Origin of the sequence: Cytophaga hutchinsonii ATCC 33406 (genome assembly GCF_000014145.1) — a bacterium.
GTDB classification, from domain to species: domain Bacteria; phylum Bacteroidota; class Bacteroidia; order Cytophagales; family Cytophagaceae; genus Cytophaga; species Cytophaga hutchinsonii.
Genome location: NC_008255.1, coordinates 3,260,459 through 3,287,223, shown reverse-complemented (window position 1 = coordinate 3,287,223; position 26,765 = coordinate 3,260,459). Strand labels below are relative to the sequence as shown.

The following is a 26,765-nucleotide window of genomic DNA, read 5'->3' as shown; positions in this document are numbered from 1 at the left end:
ATGGAAACAGGAGTTGCTACACATCCGATTTTCAATTGGATGCCGTATAAATTGATTGAAAAAGAGGGAGTCGTTTTTGTTGAATGGATCTATCTGGGAGAAAAAAGATTTACAGATCCTTTTTTTGATGATACGATCGCCCGGTGCAAAAGTCTTCCACATAATTCAACGGGCTATAAGATCATAAGCACCGCAGATAATGTAGTGGAATGGGCTGAAGAAATAAAACCTGTACAAATATCCGGATTCATCTTTCATGTGTCACGCTGCGGTTCAACCATGGTTAGCCAATTGCTTGCAATTCCTGCTTCATGTATTGTTATTTCTGAAGCGCCTCTTATTGATCAGATTTTGAGAAACACATCCTTGAGCAGGCCTGAGAAGATACCGTTGATCCAGGCTGTATTTAAATTCTTCGGACGAAAGCGGTTCGAAGAAGAAACACAGGTGATTTTAAAAATGGATGCCTGGCACCTATTCGAAATAAAAAATATACGCAATTTTTTTCCAGATGTACCTTTCGCTATTCTATACAGAAACCCGATTGAAGTTATTCGATCTCATAAACGATTGCGTGGCATGCATATGATACCGGAGCTATTATCTCAGGCTATTTTTGCATCGGAAGAAATAGAAATAAAAAAACTTTCACTGGATCAATATGGAGTACGTGTACTTGAAAAATATTTTCAGGCAATCGCTGATTTTTCTGCCGTAGATAGCAATACGAAAATTTTTGATTACCGGCAGGGAATTGAAAATATCATCAGAGAATTAGATATTTTTTTTGCACTTTTTCATTCAGAAAAAATGTACACGCAGATGCAGGAACGGTTGAAAACACATTCAAAAAATCCAGAAGGTTCTTTTCAATGTGATGAAGAAGTACAAATAAATGATTTGGATTTAACACAAGTTAACAACTTGTATCAACAGATTGCTTTATTATCTCATCGTAAGATATATTAATATCTTTATGTCAGATTTTTTGGATAGTTGTATTTATTCGCTACTTTTCCGACAGCTATTTTAAGTTATGGAAAATTCAACAGCGTTTTTATTCTGTTGAAACTTTTGCAATGTGTTTTTTATTATCAACCAACTATAAAACAATTTACCCACTATGGATGAGTATTTAGCAATTATTAAAATTTTTGGCGGCAATTTTGCACCCCGCGGATGGGCATTATGTCAGGGACAAATTTTAAGCATCGCACAGAACACCGCATTATTTTCACTGATCGGAACTACGTATGGCGGCAATGGACAAACAACTTTTGCATTGCCTGATCTGAGAGGCCGTGCACCAATCGGCTGGGGACAAGGTCCGGGTCTTTCTGCGTATAACATTGGCCAGGTATCAGGTACCGAAACCGTATCTATTTTATTAAATAACATGCCTGCGCACAATCACGCTATTGGCGGTACAGTACAGTTACCCGTAAACGATAGCAATGCTGATGCAGACGGTCCTATCGGGGCTTATTTGGGTACACCAGGCACAGCTATTTACAGTTCAACAACAAATGCTGTAGCTGCAAATCTGAATACAAATCTTACAACTGCTGTTGTAGGGAGTAATAACCCATTGGGCATTTTACAACCGGTTTTAGCAGTGAGTTATATCATTTGTACACAAGGAATTTTCCCTTCCAGAAACTAATCAGATAACATTCAATGAATAGATGGAAGAAGGCAGCATCATGTTGTCCTTCTTCTATTTTACAGCAATTACAGTATGGAAGAATATAAAATCGGAGTCTTATTGCCGCGCTCTTCTTTATATCCGATGTTATCAATGGATCTGATCTCCGGGTTGAAGAATGGATTTAGATCGTTTGGTGTAACCAATGTCAAATTCTGTTATGAGAATATAGATTTTGGAGGAGTAGAAGCTACCGTATATTCAAAGGTCGAAAAGCTTTTGCTGGAAGAAAATGTTTCTATGATAATTGCTTTTATGGATCACACAGAAGCTTTTAAACTGGAACCTCTTTTTAGAAATATAAACAGACTGCTTATTGTTCTTGATCCGGGTGGACACATTCCATTGAATTGGCAGACCTCACCGTTTTGTTATACGTTATCTTTGCAGGCAGCTCTTGGCAGCCGGCTTACAGGTCAGTTGGCAACAACAGAAGGTTCAATGCGGCCTGTTTTTGCAACATCATTTTACGAAGGCGGTTACTTACAGTGTTTTTCTTATCTCAAAGGTTTACAGAATGGAGGAGGAGCCGTACAGGCACATTTGGTTGTGCCCTTTCAACGGGAAGATTTTAAAATAGATCCATTACATCAGGCATTTGAAATGTACAAACCAGATTCGATCCTGGCCCAGTTCTCGGCAGAGTCTGGTGCATTTTTTCTGAATGAATATATAAGCAGCGGTTTATATAAAGAATTAAAGTTGTATTCTTCACCCTTTATGCTGGAAGAAACATGGTTATCTACTATACCCTATCCTTTTGATGGCATAAGAGGATATGTAACCTGGTTTAAAGATCTTTCCTGTGATTCAAATACCTTTTTTCTGAATCAGATTGAAGAAGAAACAGGTACTGCCGGAAATATTTTTTCAATGTTTGGCTGGGAAGCAGCACAATTTATTATTCAGTGTAAACAGATCCTGAATACATACGGCAATAAAATTTTACCAGCTCAATCTGAGCTTGAAAATATTTCCTTTGAAAGTCCAAGAGGTGCAGTTAAGATGCACGCTGCAACACATCATCTGATTGCACCTATGTATATAACAGAAATCATTTCAACCATAAATAAACGCTGTAAGCTGAAGCTTATAGAAGAGGATACAGCTGTTGCAGAAAAATTTGAACACTATATTGCTGATAAACCTGAAGGGGTATTTTCAAAATGGACAAACACGTATTTATGTATATAATAAATTAACCGTTTTTTATTTTCACCAACCATCTACGCTATGAAAAAATGTTACACATGTATGCGGGCCTTACAGATCATTCTTATGGTACCGTTCTTTATTGTACTGGCTTCGGCCGCTTGTTTTGCCCAGACGACATTAATTGCGGGCGATATTTCAATTGTTGGTTTCAATGCAAATTCTCCCGATGGATTTTCATTTGTGAACTGGGTGGATCTTAGTCCGAACACGGTAATTAAATTTACGGATAATGGATTCAATAGTAGTTTAGTCAGTAATACAGTATTGAATTACCGGGAACAGGAACAATATGTCGTTTGGACAAATAACACCGGCAACATAATTCCTGCCGGTACTATTATTACGATCCAGGCAAATTCCGCAACAGCACCTACTGCTACTGTTACAAATATTGGTACAATCACATCTGTTACGAATTCTTCCAACGGAAGTGCAGCATCGAACATGTCACTCACCAATACATCCGGCGACCAGATTTTTGCTTTTCAAGGAACAGGCGGACCCAGTACAGGTTCAACAACTGCAACCTTTAGCGGCACACTTTTATTTGGTTTCAATTATTCAGGTTCATCAGGAACAGCAACAACATGGCAGGCATTGGGAGCGATCAACGGATCTACCTCTTATTTGCCTCTTGAACTTATCGCCAGTCAGATAGCCATAGGCCCGAATGTGGTAGGAGGTCAGTATACAGGCCCAACTACCGGACAGCTTTCTTTAGCGGCATATAAATTATTGGTTGCCAATACGGCTAACTGGACTACGGTAGGCACTACCGGAACCGTTATATTACCTACTTCTACAGCAGTAACTTTTACAGCAGGTACTCCGCCTGTCATCACGTCACAGCCTTCTAACAGCAGTATTTGTGCAGGAACAAACACGACATTCTCCATTACAGCATCCAATGCTTCCACGTATCAATGGCAGGTAAATACAGGTTCCGGTTTTGTGAATCTGAGCAATGGTGCACCTTATTCCGGTGTAAATACTGCTACGCTAACAATTACGGGTGCTACTTTCGCATTGAATGGCTATCAGTATCAAGCAGTAGTTACAGGTGCTTCAACACCAAATGCAACATCAAATGCAGTAACACTAACTGTTAAAGCATTACCGGCAGCAACAGCTACACCAACCTCAGCATCTGTTTGCAGTGGTACAGCAACCAACATTGCATTGACTTCTATACCAACGGGTGCAACATTTGCCTGGACAGCAGCTACAGCAAGCGGTACGGTTACCGGTTCGTCAGCAGGTTCGGGCACGTCGATTGCACAAACGCTGAGCGGTAATGGAGTAACCAATTATACCGTAACACCAACATTAAACAGTTGCCCGGGTACTCCCGTTACAGTAGCGGTTACAGTAAATCCAAATCCGGCAGCAACAGCTACACCAACCTCAGCATCTATCTGCAGCGGCTCTGCTACTAATATCGCATTAACTTCTACACCAACGGGTGCAACATTTGCGTGGATAGCAGCTACAGCAAGCGGTACAGTTACCGGTACGTCAGCAAGTTCGGGCACGTCGATTGCACAAACCTTGAGCGGTAATGGTGTAACAAATTATACCGTAACGCCAACGTTGAATAGCTGTCCGGGAACACCAATCACAGTTGCCATTACAGTAAAACCTGCTCCAACCGCAACAGCTACGCCGGCATCAGCATCTATCTGCAGCGGCTCTGCTACTAATATCGCATTAACTTCTACACCAACGGGTGCAACATTTGCCTGGACAGCAGCTACAGCAAGCGGTACGGTTACCGGTACGTCAGCAAGTTCGGGCACGTCGATTGCACAAACCTTGAGCGGTAATGGTGTAACCAATTATAGCATTACACCAACATTAAACAGTTGCCCGGGTACACCCGTTACAGTAGCGGTTACAGTAAATCCAAATCCGACAGCAACAGCTACACCAACCTCAGCATCTATCTGCAGCGGCTCTGCTACTAATATCGCATTAACTTCCACCCCAACCGGCGCATCTTTTGCGTGGACAGCAGCTACAGCAAGCGGTACGGTTACCGGTTCGTCAGCAGGTTCGGGCACGTCGATTGCACAAACACTTAGCGGTAATGGTGTAACCAATTATACCGTAACGCCAACGTTGAATAGCTGTCCGGGAACACCAATCACAGTTGCCATTACAGTAAAACCTGCTCCAACCGCAACAGCTACGCCGGCATCAGCATCTGTTTGCAGTGGTACAGCAACAAACATTGCATTGACATCAACACCAACGGGTGCAACATTTGCCTGGACAGCAGCTACAACAAGCGGTACGGTTACCGGTACGTCAGCAGGTTCGGGCACGTCGATTGCACAAACGCTGAGCGGTAACGGTGTAACCAATTATACCATTACACCAACATTAAACAGTTGCCCGGGTACACCCGTTACAGTATCAATTACTGTAAATGCAAATCCTGTTATTACAAACCAACCTTCTGCCAGCACTATCTGTACAGGAGCAAATACTACATTCAGTGTTTCAGCAGCCAATACAACCGGCTATCAATGGCAGGTAGACGCAGGTGCAGGTTTTGTAAATATTACTAACGACGGTACCTACTCCGGTGCAACGACAGCTGTACTTACAATCACCTCCGCGACAGCAGCATTAAGCAGTCATGTATACAGAGTAAACGCAACAGGAGGATGTACGCCTGCAGCTGTATCAAATAGTGTCTTGTTAACCGTAAATACAGCACCGGTCATTACAGATCAGCCGACAGATCGTTCTATCTGCGGAGGTGCAGATGCTACGTTCAGTGTTTCAGCAACCAATGCAACCGGGTATCAGTGGCAGGTAGATGCAGGTTTGGGTTTTGTGAACATTTTAAATGCGGCCCCTTATTCCGGAGCAACTACAGCAACGTTAACGATCAGCTCTGCAACGCAGGCATTGAATGAATATCTTTATAGAGCAGTAGTAACAGGTGCATGTTCACCTGCGGCAACATCAGGAAGTGCGTTATTATCTACCGCAGATAATGTAAATCCGATCATTACAGGTTGTCCGGCTGATATTGCCGTAAATGTCGGAAGTCCGAATTGCAGCAATATCGTAACCTGGACAGAACCTACGGTTACAGACAACTGCAGCAGTACCATTCTTCTGACATCTGATCACCATTCCGGGGATGTGTTTGTAGCAGGAAATACCGTTGTTACATACATTGCTAAAGATCTATCCGGCAATGAAGCTACGTGCAGCTTTACTGTGACAGTAACCGATGTGAGTATGCCTGTATTTACATCTTGTCCTGAAGATGCTGTAATAACAGCAGGCGAATATATATTTACAGCGCCTGTTGCTACGGATAATTGCAGCATCGTAACGGTAGAACAAACAGCGGGTTTAGCATCAGGCACAATTTTCCCTGAAGGTGTAACGGTACAAACATTTGAGGCTACGGATGTATCCGGAAACAAAGCAACCTGTTCATTTACGGTTACGGCATCTGTGGCAACGTCTGCACAGATGGGTAAACTGAACAATGTTCGTGTTTATCCGAATCCGGCATCCGATGTTGTTTATATTTCACCAAACACATCTTCTGCACATGAGTATGTAATCCTATTACAGGATATTTCCGGAAAAGTTATTTTACAGCAAAATCTGACTGCAGCACAAAACGATCTGAGACTGGATGTAAAAGATGTTTCTAAAGGAATTTATTTTTTAGTGATACGGGATGCTTCCAATCAGAAAATAGAAAAAATAATAATTGAGTAAAAAGTATTCTGAATAAATAGCTGAAGTCCCGGTCTGTTTTTACAGCCGGGACTTTTTTATGTTCACAGTATGTGTTATTATATTTCACCAGATCAATATCCAATGAGGTATTTATTTTTTAACGCTGTATCCCTCTATAATACATGTATATAAAGAATATCTTTTGTTTTTTGAACGATTTTTACCGGAATGTTGTTCACCCGCAGTTTGTGAAAGTAATGCAAAAATAGCTTTCGATTAACAACTGAAAAGCATAATTTGAACATTATTAATCAAACTAAATTAACCTTGAATATGAATAAGATCTCTTTGATTGCAGGCGCAATCGCATTAACACTGACAACGCTTGTATCACAGGCACAAACATTAAAAACACCGGCTCCAAGTTCTTCTCAAACAATCAAACAAGGCTTTGGTCTTGGTGATATCACGGTAGATTATTCCCGCCCTTCTGTTAAAGGCCGTACGGTATATGGTGACCTCGTTCCATTTGGTAAAGTATGGAGAACCGGTGCAAACGCTGCTACAAAAATTACATTCTCTGAAGATGTAAAAGTAGAAGATAAAGATGTGAAAGCTGGTACATATGCTGTGTATACAATCCCGAACAAAGACAGCTGGGAATTTATCCTTTACACAGATTTAACTATGGGCGGAAACACATCTGCCTATAAAGCAGAAAATGAGGTATTGCATGTAACTGTAAAGCCGACAGCATTGACAAGCAAAGTTGAAACGTTCACAATCAACCTTGCTGATGTAACAGGAACTTCTGCTACATTAGAATTGCTTTGGGATAAAACACGTGTACCGGTTAGAATTACTACAGAAATTGATGCGAAAGTGATGAAAAGCATTGAGTCAACAATGGCTGTAGATTCACGTCCGTATTTTCAGGCAGCAAATTACTATTATGAAAATAATAAAGATCTGAATCAGGCATTGGTTTGGATTAACAAAGCTGTGGAACAAAATCCAAAAGCATTCTGGATGACAATGCTTAAAGCGCGTATTGAATTGAAATTAAACGATAAAAAAGCAGCGATTGCAACAGCAGAAAAAACTGCAGCGTTAGCAACAGAAGCTAAAAATGATGATTACGTTAAAATGGCTAATGACCTGATCGTTGAAGCGAAAAAGAAATAATCTGTTTAATATAGAAATTCACAATAAAAAAGTCACGCTCTACGCGTGACTTTTTTATTTCTGATAAATGATCGCAGTTATTTTTTAGATGTAAATTTTTCAACGTTATTGCTAACGGGTTTTACTGTTTTAAGGTAAGCATAGATTGCGCCCAGATCTTCACGCGTCATTTTTGCATACATCATCCAGGGCATAATCGTATTGTATTCAGTAGGGCTAACCTTAGCGGGAGTATACAAACTGTCTGCATACATTTTAAAACGGTTTATGAATGCGGCTTCATTCCAGTCACCGATACCTGTTTCTGCATCCGGTGTAATGTTTGAAGAGCGTAGTATACCTCCTGTAATAGGGAATTCAAATCCGCCCGCAAATTCCATACCTGCGATCTTCCGGCCGTTGTCCTGTTTGGTATGGCATTCTGCGCATGCCGCAGCGTTTAATAAATACTTGCCGTATGCAACCTGAGCTTTTTTGTCTGGTATGGCGTGTGGTTCTGCTTTTGAAGGAATTGTATTGATAATAAAATTCATCGGGAAATCAGGTTTTGATTCAGGAACGTTATTTTCAATGGGAGCCAATGTTCTTAAATAAGCAATGATGGAATAAATATCTTCCGTAGCCATCTTACCATAATTGGGGTGAGGCATAACAGGAAATAATGCAGAACCGTCTTTACTTACGCCGGAAGTAATTGCACGATAGATTTCACCGTCTGTCCAGCTGGATAGCGCGGCCGGGGTGATGTTTTTAGAATAAAATATACCGGGGAAACCGAATTTCTGATCGAATATTTCTCCGCCTTTACCCCAGCTTGTTGAATCTGCAGGGCCGGAAAAGCGCGACCAATCGCGGGTTGAGTGGCAATCCATGCAAACACTGACAGAATTTGAAAGGTACCGGCCACGCTCAATCCTTTCCGGTGTTGCTTTAATGGTAATCTGTGGTGCAGAGCCGACATCGGGAAGAGCAGTTTTTACATATGTGAGAAGACCGGTTACTAATAAAATGATTGCTCCGAATACATAGAGGACAATTCGAAAAACTTTTTTCATGTTATTTAAAAAAGGTTTGTTTTGTTTTAAAAAATAAACATACAAAACTTACTGAATCAAATTTATTAGTGGGTGCCAATAAAATATTAATTCATAATTAGTATAAATAATTTTTGAATGCTTTCTGTTTTTAATATGATTTTTCAGAGGTACTGATAAAAATCAGGATTGAAATATCCGGACAACCGTAACCCTTGCGGTTGCGTCTAAAATCCGGTTGTCCGATAATCACGATATTTTTTTCGTCGGTAATACCAATTGCATGATCCACGCAATGAAGATCAATAAGACACAGCCAACAGCGTTCAGCCAGAGGTAGGCCATCCAGTCTTTCATCCAGATAGCGATAATAATTATTTCAGTAATGATTGCGGCATAAAATACAGCGGTGCCTTTTACCATTTTTAAGTAAAAGGCTACTAAAAATATTCCAAGGATGTTGCCGTAAAACAACGAACCTAATTTATTTACAGCTTCTATCAGGTTCCCTAATTTGCCGGCATATAAAGCAACCAATACGCAAAATACGCCCCATGCAGCGGTTGCCCAACGCGAAGCACTTAAGTAGGTGTTTTCATCCGCTGCTTTGTTAACGAAACGTTTATAGAAATCGATGATGCTTGTTGAGGCCAGCGAATTGATGCCGCTTGCTGTAGAGCCCATGGATGCTAATAAAATGATAGCGATCAATAAACCAACCAAACCAACTGGAAGGTATTTGGTAACAAAGCTCAGGAAAACATAATTGGTATCGTTGGGGTCGGATAAGGAATTATTTTTAGCCATCAATAGAATGGCTTTATTTTTTAATGAACGCGTGATTGTGTCATCTGTGTGCAGATTGAATTGTGCTGCATTGATTGATTGTTCATCCTTGCGGTCCATCGCAGTGATCAATGCTGCCGCATGTATTTTCTTTTGTTCGTACGCGCGTATATGTTCCTCTTCCAGGGCTTTATATTCCGGCGCATAGCGGCTCCCTTCAATACGCGCTACTTCTGTTTTGTTAAAAAACAACGGAGGTGTATTGAACTGGTAAAACACAAAAACCAAAATGCCGATCAGTAAGATGGAAAACTGCATCGGAATTTTGACCACGCTATTCATCACTAAACCCAGCCTGCTTTCTTTAATCGATTTACCTGTCAGGTAGCGCCCTACCTGTGACTGATCTGTGCCCAGGTAAGAGAGTTGTAAAAAGAAACCTCCGAGCAGTCCTGACCAGATATTGTATTGATCTTTCATATCAAAACCTGTATTGATGGCGTTCAATTTATCCATCTTTCCCGCAAGGTATAAGGAATCAATAAAACCAATTTGTGCGGGTAATAAATGAACGACCATAAAGGCTGCTACAAACAAACCTGAAAAGATAATTGCCATCTGGAACATTTGTGTGTATGCAACAGCTTTAGTGCCGCCATATACAATGTAGCTGATTACAATACCGCCTGTAAAAAGTGTTGTGTACGTGATGTGAATGCCTAATATGGAAGATAGAATAATGGAAGGTGCATAAATGGTAATACCTGTTGACAGGCCGCGCTGCAGCAGGAATAAAAATGCAGTCAGCGAGCGGGTCTTGCTGTCAAAACGGTTTTCCAGATATTCGTATGCCGTATATACATTCAGTGTTCGGAAAATTGGTATAAAGGTTTTACATAGAATCACCGTTGCAATGGGTAAACCAAAATACAGCTGTACAAACCCCATACCATCGTTATATGCCTGGCCGGGTAGAGAAATAAAGGTAATGGCACTCGCCTGCGTAGCCATTACAGATAAGCCAACCTGGTACCAGGGCAGTTCCTGGTCTGCTAATAAATACCCTTCAATATTTTTTGCGCCTCTGCTTTTCCATAAACCATACGCAACAATACTAATGATTGTAAGACCTAAGACACACCAGTCAATAATACTCATTTGAAGTAGATGGTAAAAATGTAACAGAACAACATTGTAGCAAACAGCCACATAAGAATAAATACATAGACATTATTCCATGTATTCAGAAATGGCGGCTTATCTTCCTGGTCAGTCATATTAGTTGTTTTGTGGAATGCTTAAGATATTTACAAATAAACGGTAAGCACCCGGAACACCTGCCGGCAGCTCACGGAAGAACACAAGACCTGTATAAACGAAATTGCCTTTGCCATATTTACTCACAATCAAACTTCCTTCATTAGGTTTTTCTGTCGGGTCGTTCATGGAAAGTAACGTTTGATAATGTGCATCCATCTCTGAAGCAAAGTAAATTCCACGTTCCTGTACCCAGCCATTAAAATCAGCTGCAACAATTTTATTCGGATAATTAAATACAACATTGGCTGGTTGAAGAATACGTATTTCTGCCAACTCATCTGTTACCCGTTCCCTTGAAATGGTAAACGGATACGGCCCGATCTTCGCCAGCAAGGGACCGATGCGGTTATTCGTGTTGTATTGAACAATTAAGTTTCCGCCTTGTTCAACATACTGCATCAAGGTTTTATAATATACTTGTAAACGGTCGTTGGTATTGTACGCCCGGATACCGGAAACAATGGCATCAAAGCCGCTTAAATTTCCTTTGTCAAGCAAATCGTCTGTTAAAATAGTAACGGTATAACCAACCTGCTTCAGGCATGCTACCACATCGTCGCCTGCTCCCGGAATATAACCAATATTTTTACCGGCAGTCTTCAAGTCAATGTAAACAAGATTTGATTCTGCATCGCTTAAAATAAATTGATATGGAATGTGATCGTATTCAATGCGTGTAATGCTTTTATTAAAATTCGCTGTACCTATTTTTAATGACGCTGCAATTTTGCCATTTACACATCCCTTAACCGGTTGAACCAATACATTGACAATTACTTCTTCTCCTTTTTCTTTCAATACAACATCCGGATTCAGACACGTTGCTTTCCAGCCTTCCGGTAAGGTCCATTGCAGCGTTCCGCTTATGTTGGCCTGGTTGGCTTTAACCACAAACTGAACGTTTCTGGCTATAGTATCATTAAAGGCATATACCCGTTCAGCAAGGTTTACCGTAGCAACCGGAAGCACTTCCAGCGGACGGTAGATTTCACCTTTTACCGGATCCGTATATTTGTATACAACTGGTCTGTTTACAGTAAGAAGCAGATCCTCTATCTGTAACTGAAAGCTGACACTGGCTGCAGCATCATTTTCAGCTTTACCTATTAATAATGGATTGCTTACGGAATACAATCCGCTGCTGTGCTTTTCATTCAGCCAATAAGGGTTTGCGTACGGATACGTTGCAGCAAGTTTTTCCTTGTGTTTGAATGTATACAGTTCATTTGTTTTCAGTGCAAGAGCAAGGCTGGAATCCTGGCCGATAAAATGAATGTTCTTTAATGTAACAGCCGTTTTATTTCGATTGATAATCTGCAGGGTTGTTTGAATTTCATTTCCTGGAATAGCAATATAATCTGCTGCATACGCTTCCATCCAAAGGCCGGAGCAAGCAATCAATAACGCTTGTACTTCAGAAATTTTTTCGCGTTTCCATACAGCAAGTGTTGCATCGGTTTCAGGTAAGGCTTGTAATTGTTTGTAAAGTGCAACCAGATCGGTTACAATTAACTCAGGCTGCTGTGTATTGTATTTGGCAAGGATCTTTTCAATTGTTTTTGAAAACTTTGCGGTTGCAGGAAAACGGCTCCAGCTGATGTTGATATTTTCAAACAGATCTTTTTTGGCAGAGTCCCCGCCAAGTTGTTTGAAGTATTCGATTGTCTGGCCGCGTGTTTTGGCTGTTCCAAAGCCCTGGCTTTTATGCATCGATCTGTTTTCAGAAGAAAGTTCTCCATAGGATTTTCCGAGTAACGGATTAAAACCGCCGATATCAATTTTGATCTGGTTTTCAGAAGTTGTATTGATTGTGCCAAAACTGAACGTATTCCAGAAGATGCGTTTTGCCTGCCACACCGTTGTGTATTTTAATTGTTCGGGAAAACGTGTCGGATCAGCTGCTGCTGTAAACGCTTCTATCGCAAGAATAGCCGAAGCTGTGTGATGGCCGTGACCACCTTCTCCTGTAGTAGGGAAACGTGTAATAATTACGTCGGGTTTGAAATTACGGATCACCCAGACAACATCTGCAAGAATACTGTCTTTGTTCCAGAAGCCAAATGTTTCATCCGGATTTTTAGAAAAACCAAAATCATTTGCACGGGTGAAAAACTGTTCTGCACCATCAATGCGACGGGCTCCTAGTAATTCCTGTGTACGGATAAGTCCAAGCGGTTCTCCTTGTTCTTTGCCGATCAGGTTTTGGCCGCCGTCACCGCGCGTAAGCGATAAATACGCTGTGCGTAATTTGCGTTCATAGGAAAGATAGGGCAGGAGACGGGTGTTCTCATCGTCCGGATGTGCGGCAACATATAATACAGAACCAACCGTATTCAGTTTTTGAAGTTTTTGAAGAATATCAGAAGAATTAACAGTTGGTGATTGTGCCTGAAGCGTATTGCAGCCAATCACGCTGCAAAGGAAAAGTAAGAATATTCTTTTCATGAAATAATATTGCAAATAGTATAGAGGTACAAGGTATTAAAAACATGCCTGTATAACAAGCATGCAGCGCTACTCTTATTACAGTAAACATATTCTTATTGCAGCTATTTTCCGTTAAAAAAAATCAATAAGGGAACTTTTTTTCAAAATATTTTTCACCCAGCAATCCCGAAAGAAGCTGTTGTTTGCTTTCAATACAGCTGCAGGCTTTTATTTTCATTCAAACCGCCACAGATACAGTTGTTTACTAGTACGCAGGAATCTTTTTCTATAATTAGTTGTTAAATTATACCGATCGGTATAATATTGTATTTTTAAATACCAGCCGGTATAAAACGGTAGCATATGAAAAAAAGAGATTTACATCGGAAAATTATATTTGCCTTACTTATGGGTGTGGTAACTACAGGTATTATTTCATTCACACTGATTTCCATTAATATCGGTTATACAGATAAATTTCTATCGGTGTGGTTCAGATCATGGAGTATTGCTTATGTGGTAGTTATTCCATCAATACTTATTATAGGTGCACAAATACAAAAAATAGTTGATCGTATTCTTCCGGTTGAAAAACAGTAAAACAAACATATAATAACATATTCTAACGTTTAAAAAAGATGATCAAACGAGTTGTTGTAACAGGAATAGGCGCATTGACACCTATCGGTAATAATACAGAAAGTTTCTGGAATTCCTTAATCAGCGGAACAAGCGGAGCTGCACCGATCACAAAATTTGATGCTTCTAAATTTAAAACACGGTTTGCCTGTGAGCTGAAAAACTTTGATCCGGTAAATTTTATGGAAAAAAGTGAAGCAAGAAAATACGATTTGTTCACGCAGTATGCATTGATTGCAGTTGAAGAAGCTGTACAACATGCTCAGATCAATTTTGAAACATTAAACAGAAACCGTATTGGTGTAATCTGGGGAAGCGGCAATGGAGGGATTGGTACGTTTCAGGAACAGGTAACGGAATTTGTAAAAGGAGATGGTACGCCACGTTTCAATCCATTCTTCATTCCTAAAATGATCCTGGATATTGCTGCCGGTGTTATCTCCATTAAATATGGTTTACGCGGGGCAAACTTTGCTACGGTATCAGCCTGCGCCACATCCAACACGGCTATTATTGAAGCATTCAATCACATACGCTGGGGTAAAGCAGATATGATTATTACAGGTGGTTCTGAAGCGCCGATCAATGAAGTTTCGGTAGGCGGCTTTAATGCGTCGCGTGCTTTATCTACATTAAATGAAAATCCGTCTATCGCATCCCGTCCGTTTGATACAAACCGCGATGGATTTGTAATGGGCGAAGGAGCTGGTGCGCTTATTCTTGAAAGTTATGAAAGTGCCGTGAAACGTAATGCTCCTATATTAGCTGAAGTTGTAGGTGGCGGTATGGCAGCCGATGCGTATCACTTAACGGGTACACATCCGGAAGGGGAAGGGGCATATCTTGGGATGCTGGAAGCTCTGGCGGAAGCAAACATTAGCGCGGCTGACATTGATTATGTAAACGCACACGCAACGTCTACCCCGCAAGGAGATATCAGTGAAATGAAAGCGATTGAACGTGTATTCGGTGCTTCAACAAAATTACATGTAAGTGCTACCAAATCTATGACAGGCCATTTGCTGGGCGCAGCCGGTGCGGTAGAAGCTATTGCATGTATCAAAGCTGTTCAGCACAATATTATTCCGCCTACTATCAACACCATGGAGATTGATGCGGCTATTAATCCGTCGTTTCAGTTTACGTTAGGGGAAGCGCATCATAAAACGGTTCATTATGCCATGAGTAATACGTTTGGCTTCGGCGGACATATTGCTACTGCGATCTTTAAAAAATATGAAGAATAAAGAGATGTAAATATCGACGCTTTATGACCTGAATACGTATATTGAACAAGTATACGTATTCAGTGTATTTATATAGTTATGAAAGAACTTTCTAAATCAGATCGTACGAGACAATTTATTATTGAATCAACTGCCCCTGTTTTTAATGTAAAGGGTTTAGCGGGAACTTCTCTGACAGACCTCACCGAGGCTACAAATTTAACCAAAGGCAGTATCTACGGGAATTTTGAAAATAAAGAAGCAGTCGCTATTGCAGCCTTTGATTATAACTGGGGACATGTAAAAAGTGTGCTTACAGCAAAAGTGCAAGCGTGTAACACATACAAAGAAATGCTGCTTGTCTACAGCAGTATGTATAATGATGCAGACGGCAGTTTGTTTCCGGTGGGCGGCTGTCCGCTGCTGAATACAACGATTGAGGCAGACGATACACATGATGCATTAAGAAAGAAAGCCGGAGAGGCTATTTTAAGCTGGAAAAAAAATCTGGTAACAATTATTAAAAAAGGGATTCAGGCAAAAGAATTCAGGCCGGATACAGATGTAACTAAAATTGCTTTTTCCATGATCGCTTTGGTTGAAGGAGCTATCTTAATTCACCGGGCAACAAAAAACCGTGCGTATTCTGATTATGTTTTTGAAAGCCTGGAAGATCTGATTGCCGGAATTGAAGTAAAGAAAAAATAACCGGTATAATTTTCTGTGCTACTGCTGCCAGTATTTTTTTTCGGCCGTGTGCACACATTTGACCGCCTTAATACGGGCTTATAAAAGTACCGGGAGCCCCGAATCTATTTAGTACCCCTAAACTACACTAAATAGAAAACAAGCCTCCCGGATAGATTTTAAAGCAAGCCGAATGTTATCTCCATCCACCGCCTAATGCACGGTAGAAATATACCATAGCATTTATCTGCTCTTTTTTAGTTTCAATCAATTCCATTTTAGATTCAAGTGCATCGCGTTGTGTCAGCAATACTTCCATGTAATCTGCTCTGGCAGAAGTAAACAATCCGTTTGAAATGGTAACAGATTCGTTCAGTGCCTGCACCTGAAGGAACTTCAGATCATAGCTTTTGCCAAGATTGTCTATTTTTGCAAGCTGATTCACAACTTCGATGTATGCATTCAGAATGGTACGTTCGTAATTGTAAACAGCCTGAATCTGCTTTGCATTTGCACCAATGTATATAGCCTTTATTTCATTTCTGTTGATCAATGGTGTAACCAATGTTCCGGCTAATGAAAACATCATGGATTCCGGGCTGCTGATGATAAACTTTGGATTGAATGCTTCATATCCGATACCGCCTGTAAGGCGCAACGTTGGATAGAAATTCGCTTTCGCAACTTTTACATTCAGCTTTGCTGCTGCCAGGTCATTTTCAGCTCTTTTAATATCCGCACGGTTTTGAAGCAATTGCGGAGGTACACCTTTATATATCGTATCCGGTATAATATTGATGAACGATTCAGCATTACGTTTGATTGGTGTTGGGTATCTTCCAACAAGAAAATTGATTCTGTTTTCCTTTTCAATAATTTTTTGCTGAATATCAAACTGAAGACTCTGTGTATAATACACCTGTGCTTCAAACCTGCGTACAGCAAGCTCTGTAACTTTAGCAGATTGCTTTTCCATCTTTACTATTTTAAGCGCATTGTTTTGAATGTCAATGTTCTTTTTTAAGATGTCAAGTTGATTATCCAATGCCAGTAATTCAAAATAGTTGCTGGCAATTTCTGCAACCAGGTTTGTAACCATGAAATTCTTTCCTTCAATAGAAGCAAGGTATTTATACACGGCCGCTTGTTTTGCATTGCGGAGTTTTTTCCAGATATCTACTTCCCACGAAGCATTCAGGCCGATCTGATAATCGGGTAACACTTCCGGAATCCGTTTGCCAGGTTCGATGTCTGTTGTTTGATCCACGGCACCAAAGCGCGTATAGCGGCCAACTTTTTCAGCACCTGCTCCGGCACCAACAGATACATTGGGTAAGTACATCCCTTTACGTGCGCGTACTTCCGCCTGTGCAACATTGATTTCGTATAAGGTAATGTTCAGCTCCTGGTTATTATGCAGTGCTGTATCAATAAGACTGATCAGCGTCGGGTCGGTAAAATATTCCCGCCACTTTACCAATGCCGTATTCGTGGTGTCTTTAGAATTGCCTGCTTTAACCACTTGAGAAGTATCTCCTGCAGCTGCAAAGTTCGCAGGAACAGTTGTATTGGCTGTCTTTTTTGTAAGCGTAGGTGTACAGGCCCAAACAATAAGGCTCAGACATACTACTACTGTATTTCGATAGGGGAATTTTTTAAACATGGTGGTTTTTGTCTTCGCTTAATGGATCAAAATCTTCATCTTTAATCATTTTACGTCCTTCAGCAATACTGCCGAATATGTAATACAATCCGGGTACAATGATTACACCGAATACTGTTCCGAATAGCATACCTCCAAGAGAGGCCGCTCCGATTGTTTTGTTACCAATGGCACCAGGACCATGCGCGAAAATCAACGGAATCAAACCTGCAATAAAGGCAAAGGATGTCATAAGGATTGGTCTGAAACGTGCCTTTGCACCTTCAATAGCCGATTCCAGCACGCTTAAGCCTTCGTTGTTTTTCATTACGGCATATTCAACAATCAACACGGCATTTTTACCGAGCAAACCAACAAGCATAACCAGGGCAACCTGACCATAAATGTCGTTTGCCATACCGGCAGTTTTGATCAATAAGAATGCTCCGAAAATACCGGCTGGTAAGGATAAGATTACAACCATCGGAAGAATGAAACTTTCATATTGTGCAGCAAGTACGAGATACACGAATACCAATACGATAAGGAAAATGTAAACGGCTTCATTACCACGGCCAACTTCATCTTTCTGCAAGCCTGACCAGTCAATGTCATAACCTTTAGGTAATGTTTCTGCAGCTACTTCTTTAATTGCTTCAATTGCTTCACCGCTGCTGTATCCGGCAGCAGGAGAACATCTGATAGAAGAGGTCGTGTACATGTTGTATCTGTTGATCTCGTAGATACCCTGTGTTTTTTTGATAGACATGAAAGAAGAGTAAGGGACCTGTTCACCTTTGTCATTTTTTACATAGAGTTTCAGGATGTCTGTAGGAATCCGTCTGAAAGAAGGATCTGCCTGTACGAACACTTTAAAGAAACGGCCGAATTTGATGAAACCGATGTCGTATGTACTACCGATCATGATAGAGATATTATCCATTGCTGTCTTAATGGAAACACCTTTCTGCATGGCTAGTTTGTTATCAATTTCTAATTCGTATTGCGGGTAATCTGTTCTGTAGAATGTGAACAGGGCAGTTAATTCTTTTCGTTTTTCAAGGTCTTTCATGAACTGCTTGCTCACACCATCTAAACGTTCGTAATCAATATCTGTATTTTTATCCAGTAGTTGCAGACCGATACCACCGGCAGCACCATAACCCGGTACAGCTGGCGGACCGAAGAATTCGATCTTTGCACCCGGAATGTCTTTGGTAAGTTCTTCCAGTTCTTCGGTGATCTCTACAACCGTGTGGTGTCTTTCATTCCATGGCGTTAAGTTGATCAGCAAGGTACCGGAGTTAGAGCCTCTACCTTGTGTTAAGATCTCATAACCTGCAAGGGCAGAAACAGATTGTACGCCGTGCACTTTTTTACACGCTTCCTGTAACTGCCTGCTTACCTCATAGGTTCTTTCAAGTGTTGATCCCGGCGGGGTCTGAAGAACCGCGTAGATCATACCCTGATCTTCGGATGGCACGAAACCGGAAGGAAGAATACGGGTGATACCAAATGTTAACACAGAGAAAGTGATCAGCAAACCGAAGGTTACAGTTTTTCTGTTCGCAATGACGCGCAATAAGCCAACGTATTTGCCTGTCAGTTTTTCAAAGACCCTGTTGAAGCTGTCAATGAATCTGTTCAGCATTGTTTTCTTTCTTGGCTGGCCGTGGGTATTCTTTAAGATCATCGCACACAATACCGGTGTAAGCGTTAAGGCAACAACACCTGAGATAACGATAGAAGATGCCATGGTGATGGCGAACTGTCTGAAGAAGATCCCAACCGGACCGGTCATAAACGCTACCGGTACGAATACTGATGTCATCAATAAGGTAATGGCGATAATGGCGCCACTGATCTCACCCAATACTTCTTTTACAGCTATATAAGGAGAACAATGCTTTTCTTCCATTTTTGCGTGCACGGCTTCTACCACAACAATCGCATCATCCACCACAATACCGATAGCAAGTACAAGGGCAAAGAGCGTAATAAGGTTGATGTTCAGACCAAACAGCTGCATCATAAAGAAGGCACCGATCAACGATACGGGAACGGCCAATACCGGAATGATGGTAGATCTCCAGTCGCCCAGGAAGATGAAAACCACAATTGATACAAGAATAAAGGCATCCCGTAAGGTATGTACTACTTCTTCAGTTGAGGCATCCAGGAATGTTGAAACGTCATAGTTGATTTCGTATTCAATGCCCGGCGGGAAAGACTTTTTAAGTTCTTCCAGTTTTACTTTAAGGTTTTCAATTACCTCTGTTGCATTACTTCCGGCCGCCTGGTTAATTGTAATAGCGGCAGAAGGGAATTCATCTTTATTCGAATAAATATCATAATACTCACTACCCAACTCAACGGTCGCTACATCTTTCAGTCGTAAAACTTCACCTTCCGGTGTAGCCCGGATGATGACATCGTTGTATTGAGATTCTTTATCGTATCGGCCGGGATAGGTTAATACATATTCAATGGCTTCTGATGCTTTACTGTCTGCTCTGCCAATCCTTCCCGGAGAACCAATGATACTTTGTTCATCCAGGGCTTTCATAACTTCATCGGATGAAATATTGTAAGCACGCATCCGATCCGGATTCAGCCAGATACGCATGGAATACTGACGGCTACCAAGGATACGGGCAAGACCTACACCTTCCACACGTTGTAATTCCGAAAGCATGTTGATGTACGTATAGTTGAAGATATACTTCATATCGACTTTAGAAGTATCTCTGCCATACACGTTCACATACATAAGCATGTTTGGCATCAAACGCTGTACAACAATACCTTCAAGCTGTACAAGCGGCGGAAGACGCATCTTCATCTGCTCAATACGGTTCTGTACGTTTACAAGTGCCTGATTGGGATCGGTACCCAGGTTGAATACAATCTGTAAGTTGGCTTCACCTGAACTGGCACCGGTGGTGAACATGTATTTCATGCCCGGCACACCGTTGATGGCCTGTTCTAAAGGAATAAGTACAGAATTTGTAAGTACCGTTGAACTGGCTCCCGGATACGATGCATATACCACAATCATAGGTGGCGCAATATCCGGGAACTGTGATTTAGGGAGCGTTTTGATTGCCAGCAAACCCATGAACATAATCACAAGCGAAATTACAATCGCAAGGGCTGGTCTACGTATAAATTGTTGAAACATGTTATGTCTTAGTTAAATACTTTTAGAATTTACTTATTCAGCATACATACTATTCAGCATAAATACTTAAGTGCTTAATTACATCTTTAGGCTCTTTGAAATCGTAGCTGATCTTGTCATTTTCATTTACAAGACGCAGGCCTTCTAAAAGTATTTTGTCATTTTCCTCAAGGCCGCCTGTTACAATATATAAATTAGGCATCTCAGCGGCGATTGTAATCTCTCTTGATTTAATAACATTCTCTTTGTCTACAACATATACATAACGCGCGTTAAGAATTTCAAATGTTGCTTTCTGAGGAATAAGTAATGCATTTTTATGCGGTACTGTAACAATTACGTTACCTGTTTCACCATGTCTGATCAGTCTGTCCGGATTCTGGAACGTTGCTCTGAAAGCAATGGTACCTGTCTGGTTATTGAAATCTGCTTCAATTGTTTCAACAATACCAACCTGATTGAACATATCGTTGTTAGCCATTTTCAAATTTACTTTCATTGGCTGATTGTTCTTTTGAAGATGTGTTTTGTAATCCAGGTATTCCGCTTCAGGAACGTTGAAATACACCCACATCTGGCTGATATCTGAAAGCGTTGAAAGTAAATCACCTTCATTCAATAAACTTCCTTTTCTTACTTCCAGACGGTTCATGATACCGTCAAAAGGTGCTTTGATCTGTGTGAAGCCTAAATGCGCCTGTGCAAGGGATAATTCTGCTTTCGCTTTTTCATATTTTGCTTTAGCCATCAGCAGCTCATTTTTTGATACCACATTACTATCCGCAAGAGCCTTTGTATTCAAATATTCAACTTCAGCAAAACTCAATTCAGCCTGTGCCTTTTGTTGATCTGCCTGGTAAAGCAACGGAAGGATTTGAAACATTAAGGTTCCCTGTTTTACAAACTTTCCTTCATCAATAAAATAATCCTGCAAATATCCTTTTTCAAGAGCCCTCAATTCAATGTGGCGGATAGCTCGGATCTGACAAACGTATTCTTTTGTTGTTATCGTATCCATTCTCAACGGACTGGTAACGAGTAATTTTGTTTGTTCATGCTTGGCTTCGTGCTTGTTACAGCTTGTTTGAATCGTTACAATTACCAGGCATAAGAGGATTAACGATTTTTCCCGTAGCGCTTTAAATGGGAAAAGAGCGGTTGTTGCGTGCATAATACTGCTACCAGAATTTGGGTTAAAGTTCATTGTAGGGGATATTAAGTTGATATTGATTTAATTTGGGAACCGGTTTAGTAAAACGCGGTGTATATATATAGTATATAGAAGTTTTATTTTCAGAGCGCGCTAGCATGTGTAGTAAAATCAGTTCTTGTTTTGTTTTGTTAAAAATAAATTTGAAAAATGTGGCAAATCTGAATTTAGGGAATTTTTGTTGAAAAAATATTTAATTATTTGATTTATAGTGAAAAAAGATCGTTAAAGGCTCCGTCGGGTTAGATCGGCTCTTTATAAATAATCTGCCTGCAACTCAATATAGGCAAATGGCATAGCCGGTTAACTGAATATAAACGTGCAAAACCGAATGAACAAAGAACAACTTACATTATAAAACAATATCCCACTTTCGTATGTAAACCAGTGGTTTACGTATCATCAGTTCTTTTTTAAACGCATTTGGGCCTTCAATTGTAATATAGGTGTCTGTATGATTACAGCCGGGATCGTTACAGGTAACTTCTCTTGCTGCGACACGCGCATCCCTTGGAATTTCGTCAAAGGTTAATACCCATTCTAAAATTTTACCCGTAATTATTTTATTGTCCGGATCACGCGGGTTAACAAACATGTTAGATTTTTTGTAAGGCAGCAAGCTTTGTTTTGCCCTGGTACAAGATCAATGTCGAATCAGAAACTTTATAGATCGTGGTATTCTGAAGTGTTTGCTTCACTCTGTCTTCCACATCCATATAGGCTCTGTTACAAAACTTTCTGCCGGAAAGAATGGTTCCAAAAAATAAACTGTCGCCATGGATTGAACATTCTGTACGGAACTTATTACAGCCCGTAAAACCGACCACCATCTTATCTGCATCGATTGATAACAGCCCGGCTTTTTTAAATACAAGCGTATCCGATTTTTTAGGATAGAATGCTATAAAAGACCAATTCCCAATCAGGTGTTTCGGAACAGCATCTGAACGGTTCCATCTATAGGAAAAAAAGACGGAACAGGCGAGCACACTGACAAGCAGTACCCATTTAATAGTCGTTATCTTCAAGGCTTTTTTTACTTTTTTCTTTAGGCGTAAACGTACGGTTCCACTTATACGCTTTTACTTTTTCAATGCTTTTTGTGATTGTCTCATGAGCTTCCTGCAGCACTTTTTGCGTGTACAGTTTTACATCTGTTTGTATCATCGGAACTTCCACACGTTCACTTTCTGTACGCATGGTTTTTTTACCATTGGTTGTACCCATGTAGCCCGATTCTGAATTGAGTGTATAATAATGTACCAGACGTTTTACTTTACATTTTAAACCTGTTTCTGAATAATAAAACAGGTAATCAAAAGTCATGTAGCAGTTTGAATACACTGGTTTGTGTGTGTTTTTAAGCATGCCGTGTGTTTTAAGTTTAGAGGTAACACGAACCTTAAAAGAATGCGTTGCGGTATCCACACCTACCATCTTATACTTTTCAAAATAACAGCTGTCAAAAAAACGCTTTGCCAGTATTAACGTGCTGTCCCAGGATACTGCTTTTTTAAACGGCACATCAAAATAATAGCCGTAATCCTTGCCAGTACTGTCCAGCGGAGGAATTGGTTTTTTTGCAACGCTGATAAAAGAAACTCCAAGCAGGCAGAACAGAAGGAAGTAAGATTTCATGAATGTGTTCGTTTGTATTTTAAGAATTCCTAATAGCTGATTTAATATTCTAAAATTACATTTTATTATTGAAACTGTTTTCTTCTTTTAAGACAAAATGGATTCATATAGGCTATTTCCAAGATTAAAGTTAATAATTCACCCCTAAACGAATTTTTTTTGAACAATTTTAATATTTTCGACATAAATATTTTATCTTGTAGTGAAATTCATGGGTTTTAAATCCATTTTTTTAATATTACGCATCAATGCTTGACTATTTAATTACTACCAAATGAGTGCATTAACGGTAACGCAGGACAAATTAGGGAAGACATACCACAACCTAGAATTCCTTTTAAATTGCTTCAAAGAAGTATTGATTGAAAATGGTGAAGAAGAGTTGGCCCGTTACATTCCCTGGATCAACAAGAAGGGTAAGGCTAGTCCGGACACTATAACAGAAAAACACATTCAGGTGTATTCGATTGCCTTTCAGCTGTTAAATATGGCTGAAGAAAATGGTGCTGTTAAGCTGCGCCGCAAGCATGAAAGCGAAAAATCCTTATCAAGCGTAAACGGTTTGTGGGGCAAAAGTCTTTTGATGCTGAAGCAAAAGAAAATTACACCGGAACAGATAGCAGAAGAATTATGTAATGTACGCATTGAACCTGTATTGACGGCACACCCAACGGAAGCCAAACGTACTATTGTCTTAGAACACCACAGACAATTGTATCTGCTTTTTTTACGCTGGGAAGATTCAACGTATACAGAACTTGAAAAAAGTGAGATCAGAAGAGAAATAAAATTAACGCTTGACCGTCTTTGGAGAACAGGGGAGATTTATCTGGAGAAACCGGACCTGAGTTCTGAACGTTCAAATGTACTGCATTATTTAACTACGGTATTCCCGGAAGTAGTATCCATACTGGATCGCAGATTGGGTATGGCCTGGGAACAAATGGGCTTTGATCCGGAGCTTATTATTACCTATACAAAACTTCCTAAAATATCTTTTGGTAACTGGGTAGGCGGCGACCGCGACGGGCACCCGCTGGTAACAAGTGAAGTAACCAGAGAAACGCTTGAACTGTTTCGTCTGAATGCATTTATCTTAATGCACAGACATCTTGAAAAACTGGAAAAGAATTTAAGCTTTACCTGTTTATTTAAAGAAACAATTAAACCGCTTCAGAAACGAATTAATGAATTAGTGGAAGAAACCGGTACACAGGAGTTACTGGAAAAAGAATCCAACAACAGAGAAATTTTCCGTTTCTATATTGAGCTTCTTATCATGAAGCTTCCGCTGGAAGAGAATAAAGGTGATGGCTTACGCCTGAATGAAAAGACGTACAGCTACAATGAATCTCAGAAACTGATTGAAGATCTGGTAATTTTACGTGATGCCTTACTGGCATTCGGGGCAAGAGCCATTGCATACAATGATGTACGCGACATGGTGCGTCTGGTTCAGACATTCGGTTTCCACTTGGCGCATCTGGATATTCGCCAGAACAGTAAGTTCCACGACAATGCGATTTCTCAATTGATGAATGCCGCATCGATGGATGGTGACCGTTTCCTTACACTGAACGAAGAAGAGCGTTGTAAATTTATTAATAAAGAATTGCTTTCTCTCCGTCCGTTCTCATACCCGAATACAACACTTGGGCCTGAAGCGGAAGCGGTAACTTCATGCCTGCGCGTTGTTGCTGAACACGTAGAGAAATACGGAACAAAAGCACTTGGTTCGCTGATTGTAAGTATGACGCGTTCCACGTCCGATTTATTACTGGTGTACTTATTGGCAAGAGAGGCTGGTTTATTAATTAAAACGGAAAAAGGTATTGTTTGTAAACTTCCGGTAGTTCCGTTATTTGAGACCATTGAAGATTTACAGGGAAGCCCGCATATATTAAGCAAATTTTTAGAACACCCGATTACAAAAAACAGTCTGGAGTATCACCGTACGTGTACGGGTGAAAAAGAAAAAGTACAACAGGTAATGATCGGGTATAGTGACAGTAATAAAGACGGCGGTATTCTTGCCAGCCAGTCGAATCTGTCGAATACACAATTGAAACTGGTTGATGTAGGTAAAAAATACGGTGCACGTATCCGTTTCTTCCATGGGAAAGGCGGCTCTATCAGCCGTGGTGCAGGTCCTACGCAATGGTTTATCAAAACGTTGCCGCACAATACCATTCAGGGTGATATGCGTTTGACCGAACAGGGTGAAACGATTTCTCAGAAGTATGCAAATAAAATTAATGCAGCTTTCAACCTTGAATTGCTGGAAGCAGGTACGGCAGGATATACCATTCTGCACAAGTACACCAAACACAAAAAGAACCGTTTCGATAAGCATCTGGATTATTTAGCAGAGAAAAGTAAAGAGTTCTACACGAATTTAATTACGGATAAAAACTTTATTACCTTCTTTGGTCAGGCCACACCGATTGATGTGATCGAACAAAGTAAGATCGGTTCAAGACCCGCCCGTCGTTCAGGCAAACGTACGCTGGCAGATCTTCGCGCCATTCCATGGGTATTCAGCTGGGCACAATCGCGTTTCAATATAACCAGCTGGTATGGCGTAGGGAACGCATTAGAAACGTTCTACAAAGAACAGCCTGAAGAGTTTGAATACCTGAAAAAAATGGCTTCAAGTGATACCATCATCCGGTATATTTTTACAAACGTTGATACCAGTTTGGCAGCAACCGATGAAAAGATTTTCAGAAGTTATGCAACCCTTGTTGAAGACGAGGAGGTTCGTGCAGAGATTCTGGATATGATTGTGAAGGAATACAACAAAACAAAAAAGATGCTTGCGTTGTTGTTTGATAATCCGTTTGAAGTGAGAAGATCGTTCCATCATTATTCAAACGTATTGCGTGCAGAAGCATTGAACGACCTGCACTACGATCAGATTGAACTGCTGAGGAAATGGAGAAAGATGAATACCCAGCCTCAATCTGAAAAGGCGAATAAAATATTAACCGAATTGCTTCTTACCGTGAATGCAATTGCAGGTGCGTTGCGTAATACCGGTTGATACCACCGCAATTCCGGACATAAAAAAAACATCCCGCTTACTAAGCGGGATGTTTTTTTTATGTATATTTTTACTGCTAAATTATGCCGGCATCAAAACTCAATGGTGAGTCGGGT

At 40.5% G+C, this 26,765-nt stretch carries 18 protein-coding genes; 9 read left to right on the top strand and 9 right to left on the bottom strand.

The genetic code is table 11. The annotated features are described in order from the left end of the window. The 5 genes from CHU_RS13970 (at position 1) to CHU_RS13950 (ending at position 7,816) form a co-directional block, all read left to right on the top strand. The gene (locus tag CHU_RS13970; protein WP_041932411.1) at positions 1-969 is read left to right on the top strand and encodes a hypothetical protein; all 969 of its coding nucleotides are present in this window, start codon (positions 1-3) and stop codon (positions 967-969) included. A 154-nt stretch (positions 970-1,123) separates the two neighbouring features. Beyond that, entirely contained in the window at positions 1,124-1,663 is a 540-nt protein-coding gene (locus CHU_RS13965; RefSeq protein ID WP_011586229.1) for a phage tail protein, read from the top strand. A 75-nt stretch (positions 1,664-1,738) separates the two neighbouring features. Next, positions 1,739-2,899, top strand: coding sequence for an ABC transporter substrate-binding protein (locus CHU_RS13960; RefSeq protein WP_011586228.1), 1,161 nt, complete (start codon positions 1,739-1,741; stop codon positions 2,897-2,899). 39 nt (positions 2,900-2,938) lie between these two features. Beyond that, positions 2,939-6,670 (top strand): HYR domain-containing protein, encoded by a 3,732-nt coding sequence (locus tag CHU_RS13955; protein WP_011586227.1) that lies wholly within the window; start codon positions 2,939-2,941, stop codon positions 6,668-6,670. A gap of 294 nt (positions 6,671-6,964) precedes the next feature. Beyond that, entirely contained in the window at positions 6,965-7,816 is an 852-nt protein-coding gene (locus CHU_RS13950; RefSeq protein ID WP_041932409.1) for a DUF2911 domain-containing protein, read from the top strand. A gap of 77 nt (positions 7,817-7,893) precedes the next feature. Here CHU_RS13950 and CHU_RS13945 read toward each other — a convergent pair whose 3' ends face one another. The 3 genes from CHU_RS13945 to CHU_RS13935 form a co-directional block, all read right to left on the bottom strand. Next, positions 7,894-8,871: a c-type cytochrome gene (locus CHU_RS13945; RefSeq protein ID WP_041932408.1), complete on the bottom strand. Its 978-nt coding sequence runs from the start codon at positions 8,869-8,871 to the stop codon at positions 7,894-7,896. Positions 8,872-9,099: 228 nt separating this feature from the next. Then, on the bottom strand, positions 9,100-10,794 hold the full coding sequence (locus tag CHU_RS13940; RefSeq protein ID WP_041932407.1) for a sodium:solute symporter: 1,695 nt from the start codon (positions 10,792-10,794) through the stop codon (positions 9,100-9,102). Positions 10,795-10,914: 120 nt separating this feature from the next. Next, on the bottom strand, positions 10,915-13,401 hold the full coding sequence (locus CHU_RS13935; RefSeq protein ID WP_041932406.1) for a PIG-L family deacetylase: 2,487 nt from the start codon (positions 13,399-13,401) through the stop codon (positions 10,915-10,917). A 345-nt stretch (positions 13,402-13,746) separates the two neighbouring features. Between CHU_RS13935 and CHU_RS13930 the strand changes: the two genes are divergently transcribed. From CHU_RS13930 to CHU_RS13920, 3 genes are all read left to right on the top strand, one after another. Beyond that, positions 13,747-13,983: a DUF2798 domain-containing protein gene (locus tag CHU_RS13930; RefSeq protein ID WP_011586222.1), complete on the top strand. Its 237-nt coding sequence runs from the start codon at positions 13,747-13,749 to the stop codon at positions 13,981-13,983. 38 nt (positions 13,984-14,021) lie between these two features. After that, the gene (fabF, locus tag CHU_RS13925) at positions 14,022-15,269 is read left to right on the top strand and encodes a beta-ketoacyl-ACP synthase II (protein ID WP_011586221.1); all 1,248 of its coding nucleotides are present in this window, start codon (positions 14,022-14,024) and stop codon (positions 15,267-15,269) included. A 78-nt stretch (positions 15,270-15,347) separates the two neighbouring features. Further along, the gene (locus CHU_RS13920; RefSeq protein WP_011586220.1) at positions 15,348-15,956 is read left to right on the top strand and encodes a TetR/AcrR family transcriptional regulator; all 609 of its coding nucleotides are present in this window, start codon (positions 15,348-15,350) and stop codon (positions 15,954-15,956) included. A 175-nt stretch (positions 15,957-16,131) separates the two neighbouring features. Here the strand turns inward: CHU_RS13920 and CHU_RS13915 are convergent, their stop codons facing one another. The 6 genes from CHU_RS13915 to CHU_RS13890 form a co-directional block, all read right to left on the bottom strand. Then, positions 16,132-17,598 (bottom strand): TolC family protein, encoded by a 1,467-nt coding sequence (locus CHU_RS13915; RefSeq protein ID WP_041932405.1) that lies wholly within the window; start codon positions 17,596-17,598, stop codon positions 16,132-16,134. Next, positions 17,591-20,758, bottom strand: a complete 3,168-nt coding sequence (locus CHU_RS13910) for an efflux RND transporter permease subunit (RefSeq protein WP_011586218.1) — start codon at positions 20,756-20,758, stop codon at positions 17,591-17,593. The genes CHU_RS13915 and CHU_RS13910 overlap by 8 nt, the downstream gene beginning before the upstream one ends. A gap of 49 nt (positions 20,759-20,807) precedes the next feature. Next, positions 20,808-21,929, bottom strand: a complete 1,122-nt coding sequence (locus CHU_RS13905) for an efflux RND transporter periplasmic adaptor subunit (protein WP_011586217.1) — start codon at positions 21,927-21,929, stop codon at positions 20,808-20,810. Positions 21,930-22,320: 391 nt separating this feature from the next. After that, positions 22,321-22,563 (bottom strand): hypothetical protein, encoded by a 243-nt coding sequence (locus tag CHU_RS13900; RefSeq protein WP_072355968.1) that lies wholly within the window; start codon positions 22,561-22,563, stop codon positions 22,321-22,323. Position 22,564: 1 nt separating this feature from the next. Continuing rightward, positions 22,565-22,996, bottom strand: coding sequence for an META domain-containing protein (locus tag CHU_RS13895; protein WP_011586215.1), 432 nt, complete (start codon positions 22,994-22,996; stop codon positions 22,565-22,567). Further along, a complete protein-coding gene (locus tag CHU_RS13890) occupies positions 22,977-23,606 on the bottom strand; it encodes a hypothetical protein (RefSeq protein ID WP_011586214.1) in 630 nt (209 codons plus the stop codon). Before CHU_RS13890 ends, CHU_RS13895 begins: the two co-directional genes overlap by 20 nt. A 274-nt stretch (positions 23,607-23,880) precedes the next feature. Here CHU_RS13890 and CHU_RS13885 point away from each other — a divergent pair, with 274 nt between their 5' ends. Then, on the top strand, positions 23,881-26,649 hold the full coding sequence (locus tag CHU_RS13885; protein ID WP_011586213.1) for a phosphoenolpyruvate carboxylase: 2,769 nt from the start codon (positions 23,881-23,883) through the stop codon (positions 26,647-26,649). Positions 26,650-26,765: the final 116 nt, after the last annotated feature.

Bases quoted from the DNA above. Each gene is read 5' to 3' on its own strand.
- CHU_RS13940 (WP_041932407.1), bottom strand. From the start codon at position 10,794: ATGAGTATTATTGACTGGTGTGTCTTAGGTCTTACAATCATTAGTATT.
- CHU_RS13915 (WP_041932405.1), bottom strand. From the start codon at position 17,598: ATGTTTAAAAAATTCCCCTATCGAAATACAGTAGTAGTATGTCTGAGC.
- CHU_RS13950 (WP_041932409.1), top strand. From the start codon at position 6,965: ATGAATAAGATCTCTTTGATTGCAGGCGCAATCGCATTAACACTGACA.
- CHU_RS13920 (WP_011586220.1), top strand. From the start codon at position 15,348: ATGAAAGAACTTTCTAAATCAGATCGTACGAGACAATTTATTATTGAA.
- CHU_RS13930 (WP_011586222.1), top strand. From the start codon at position 13,747: ATGAAAAAAAGAGATTTACATCGGAAAATTATATTTGCCTTACTTATG.
- CHU_RS13890 (WP_011586214.1), bottom strand. From the start codon at position 23,606: ATGAAATCTTACTTCCTTCTGTTCTGCCTGCTTGGAGTTTCTTTTATC.
- CHU_RS13960 (WP_011586228.1), top strand. From the start codon at position 1,739: ATGGAAGAATATAAAATCGGAGTCTTATTGCCGCGCTCTTCTTTATAT.
- CHU_RS13945 (WP_041932408.1), bottom strand. From the start codon at position 8,871: ATGAAAAAAGTTTTTCGAATTGTCCTCTATGTATTCGGAGCAATCATT.
- CHU_RS13900 (WP_072355968.1), bottom strand. From the start codon at position 22,563: ATGTTTGTTAACCCGCGTGATCCGGACAATAAAATAATTACGGGTAAA.
- CHU_RS13970 (WP_041932411.1), top strand. From the start codon at position 1: ATGGAAACAGGAGTTGCTACACATCCGATTTTCAATTGGATGCCGTAT.
- CHU_RS13885 (WP_011586213.1), top strand. From the start codon at position 23,881: ATGAGTGCATTAACGGTAACGCAGGACAAATTAGGGAAGACATACCAC.
- CHU_RS13935 (WP_041932406.1), bottom strand. From the start codon at position 13,401: ATGAAAAGAATATTCTTACTTTTCCTTTGCAGCGTGATTGGCTGCAAT.
- CHU_RS13965 (WP_011586229.1), top strand. From the start codon at position 1,124: ATGGATGAGTATTTAGCAATTATTAAAATTTTTGGCGGCAATTTTGCA.
- CHU_RS13910 (WP_011586218.1), bottom strand. From the start codon at position 20,758: ATGTTTCAACAATTTATACGTAGACCAGCCCTTGCGATTGTAATTTCG.
- CHU_RS13955 (WP_011586227.1), top strand. From the start codon at position 2,939: ATGAAAAAATGTTACACATGTATGCGGGCCTTACAGATCATTCTTATG.
- fabF (WP_011586221.1), top strand. From the start codon at position 14,022: ATGATCAAACGAGTTGTTGTAACAGGAATAGGCGCATTGACACCTATC.
- CHU_RS13905 (WP_011586217.1), bottom strand. From the start codon at position 21,929: ATGCACGCAACAACCGCTCTTTTCCCATTTAAAGCGCTACGGGAAAAA.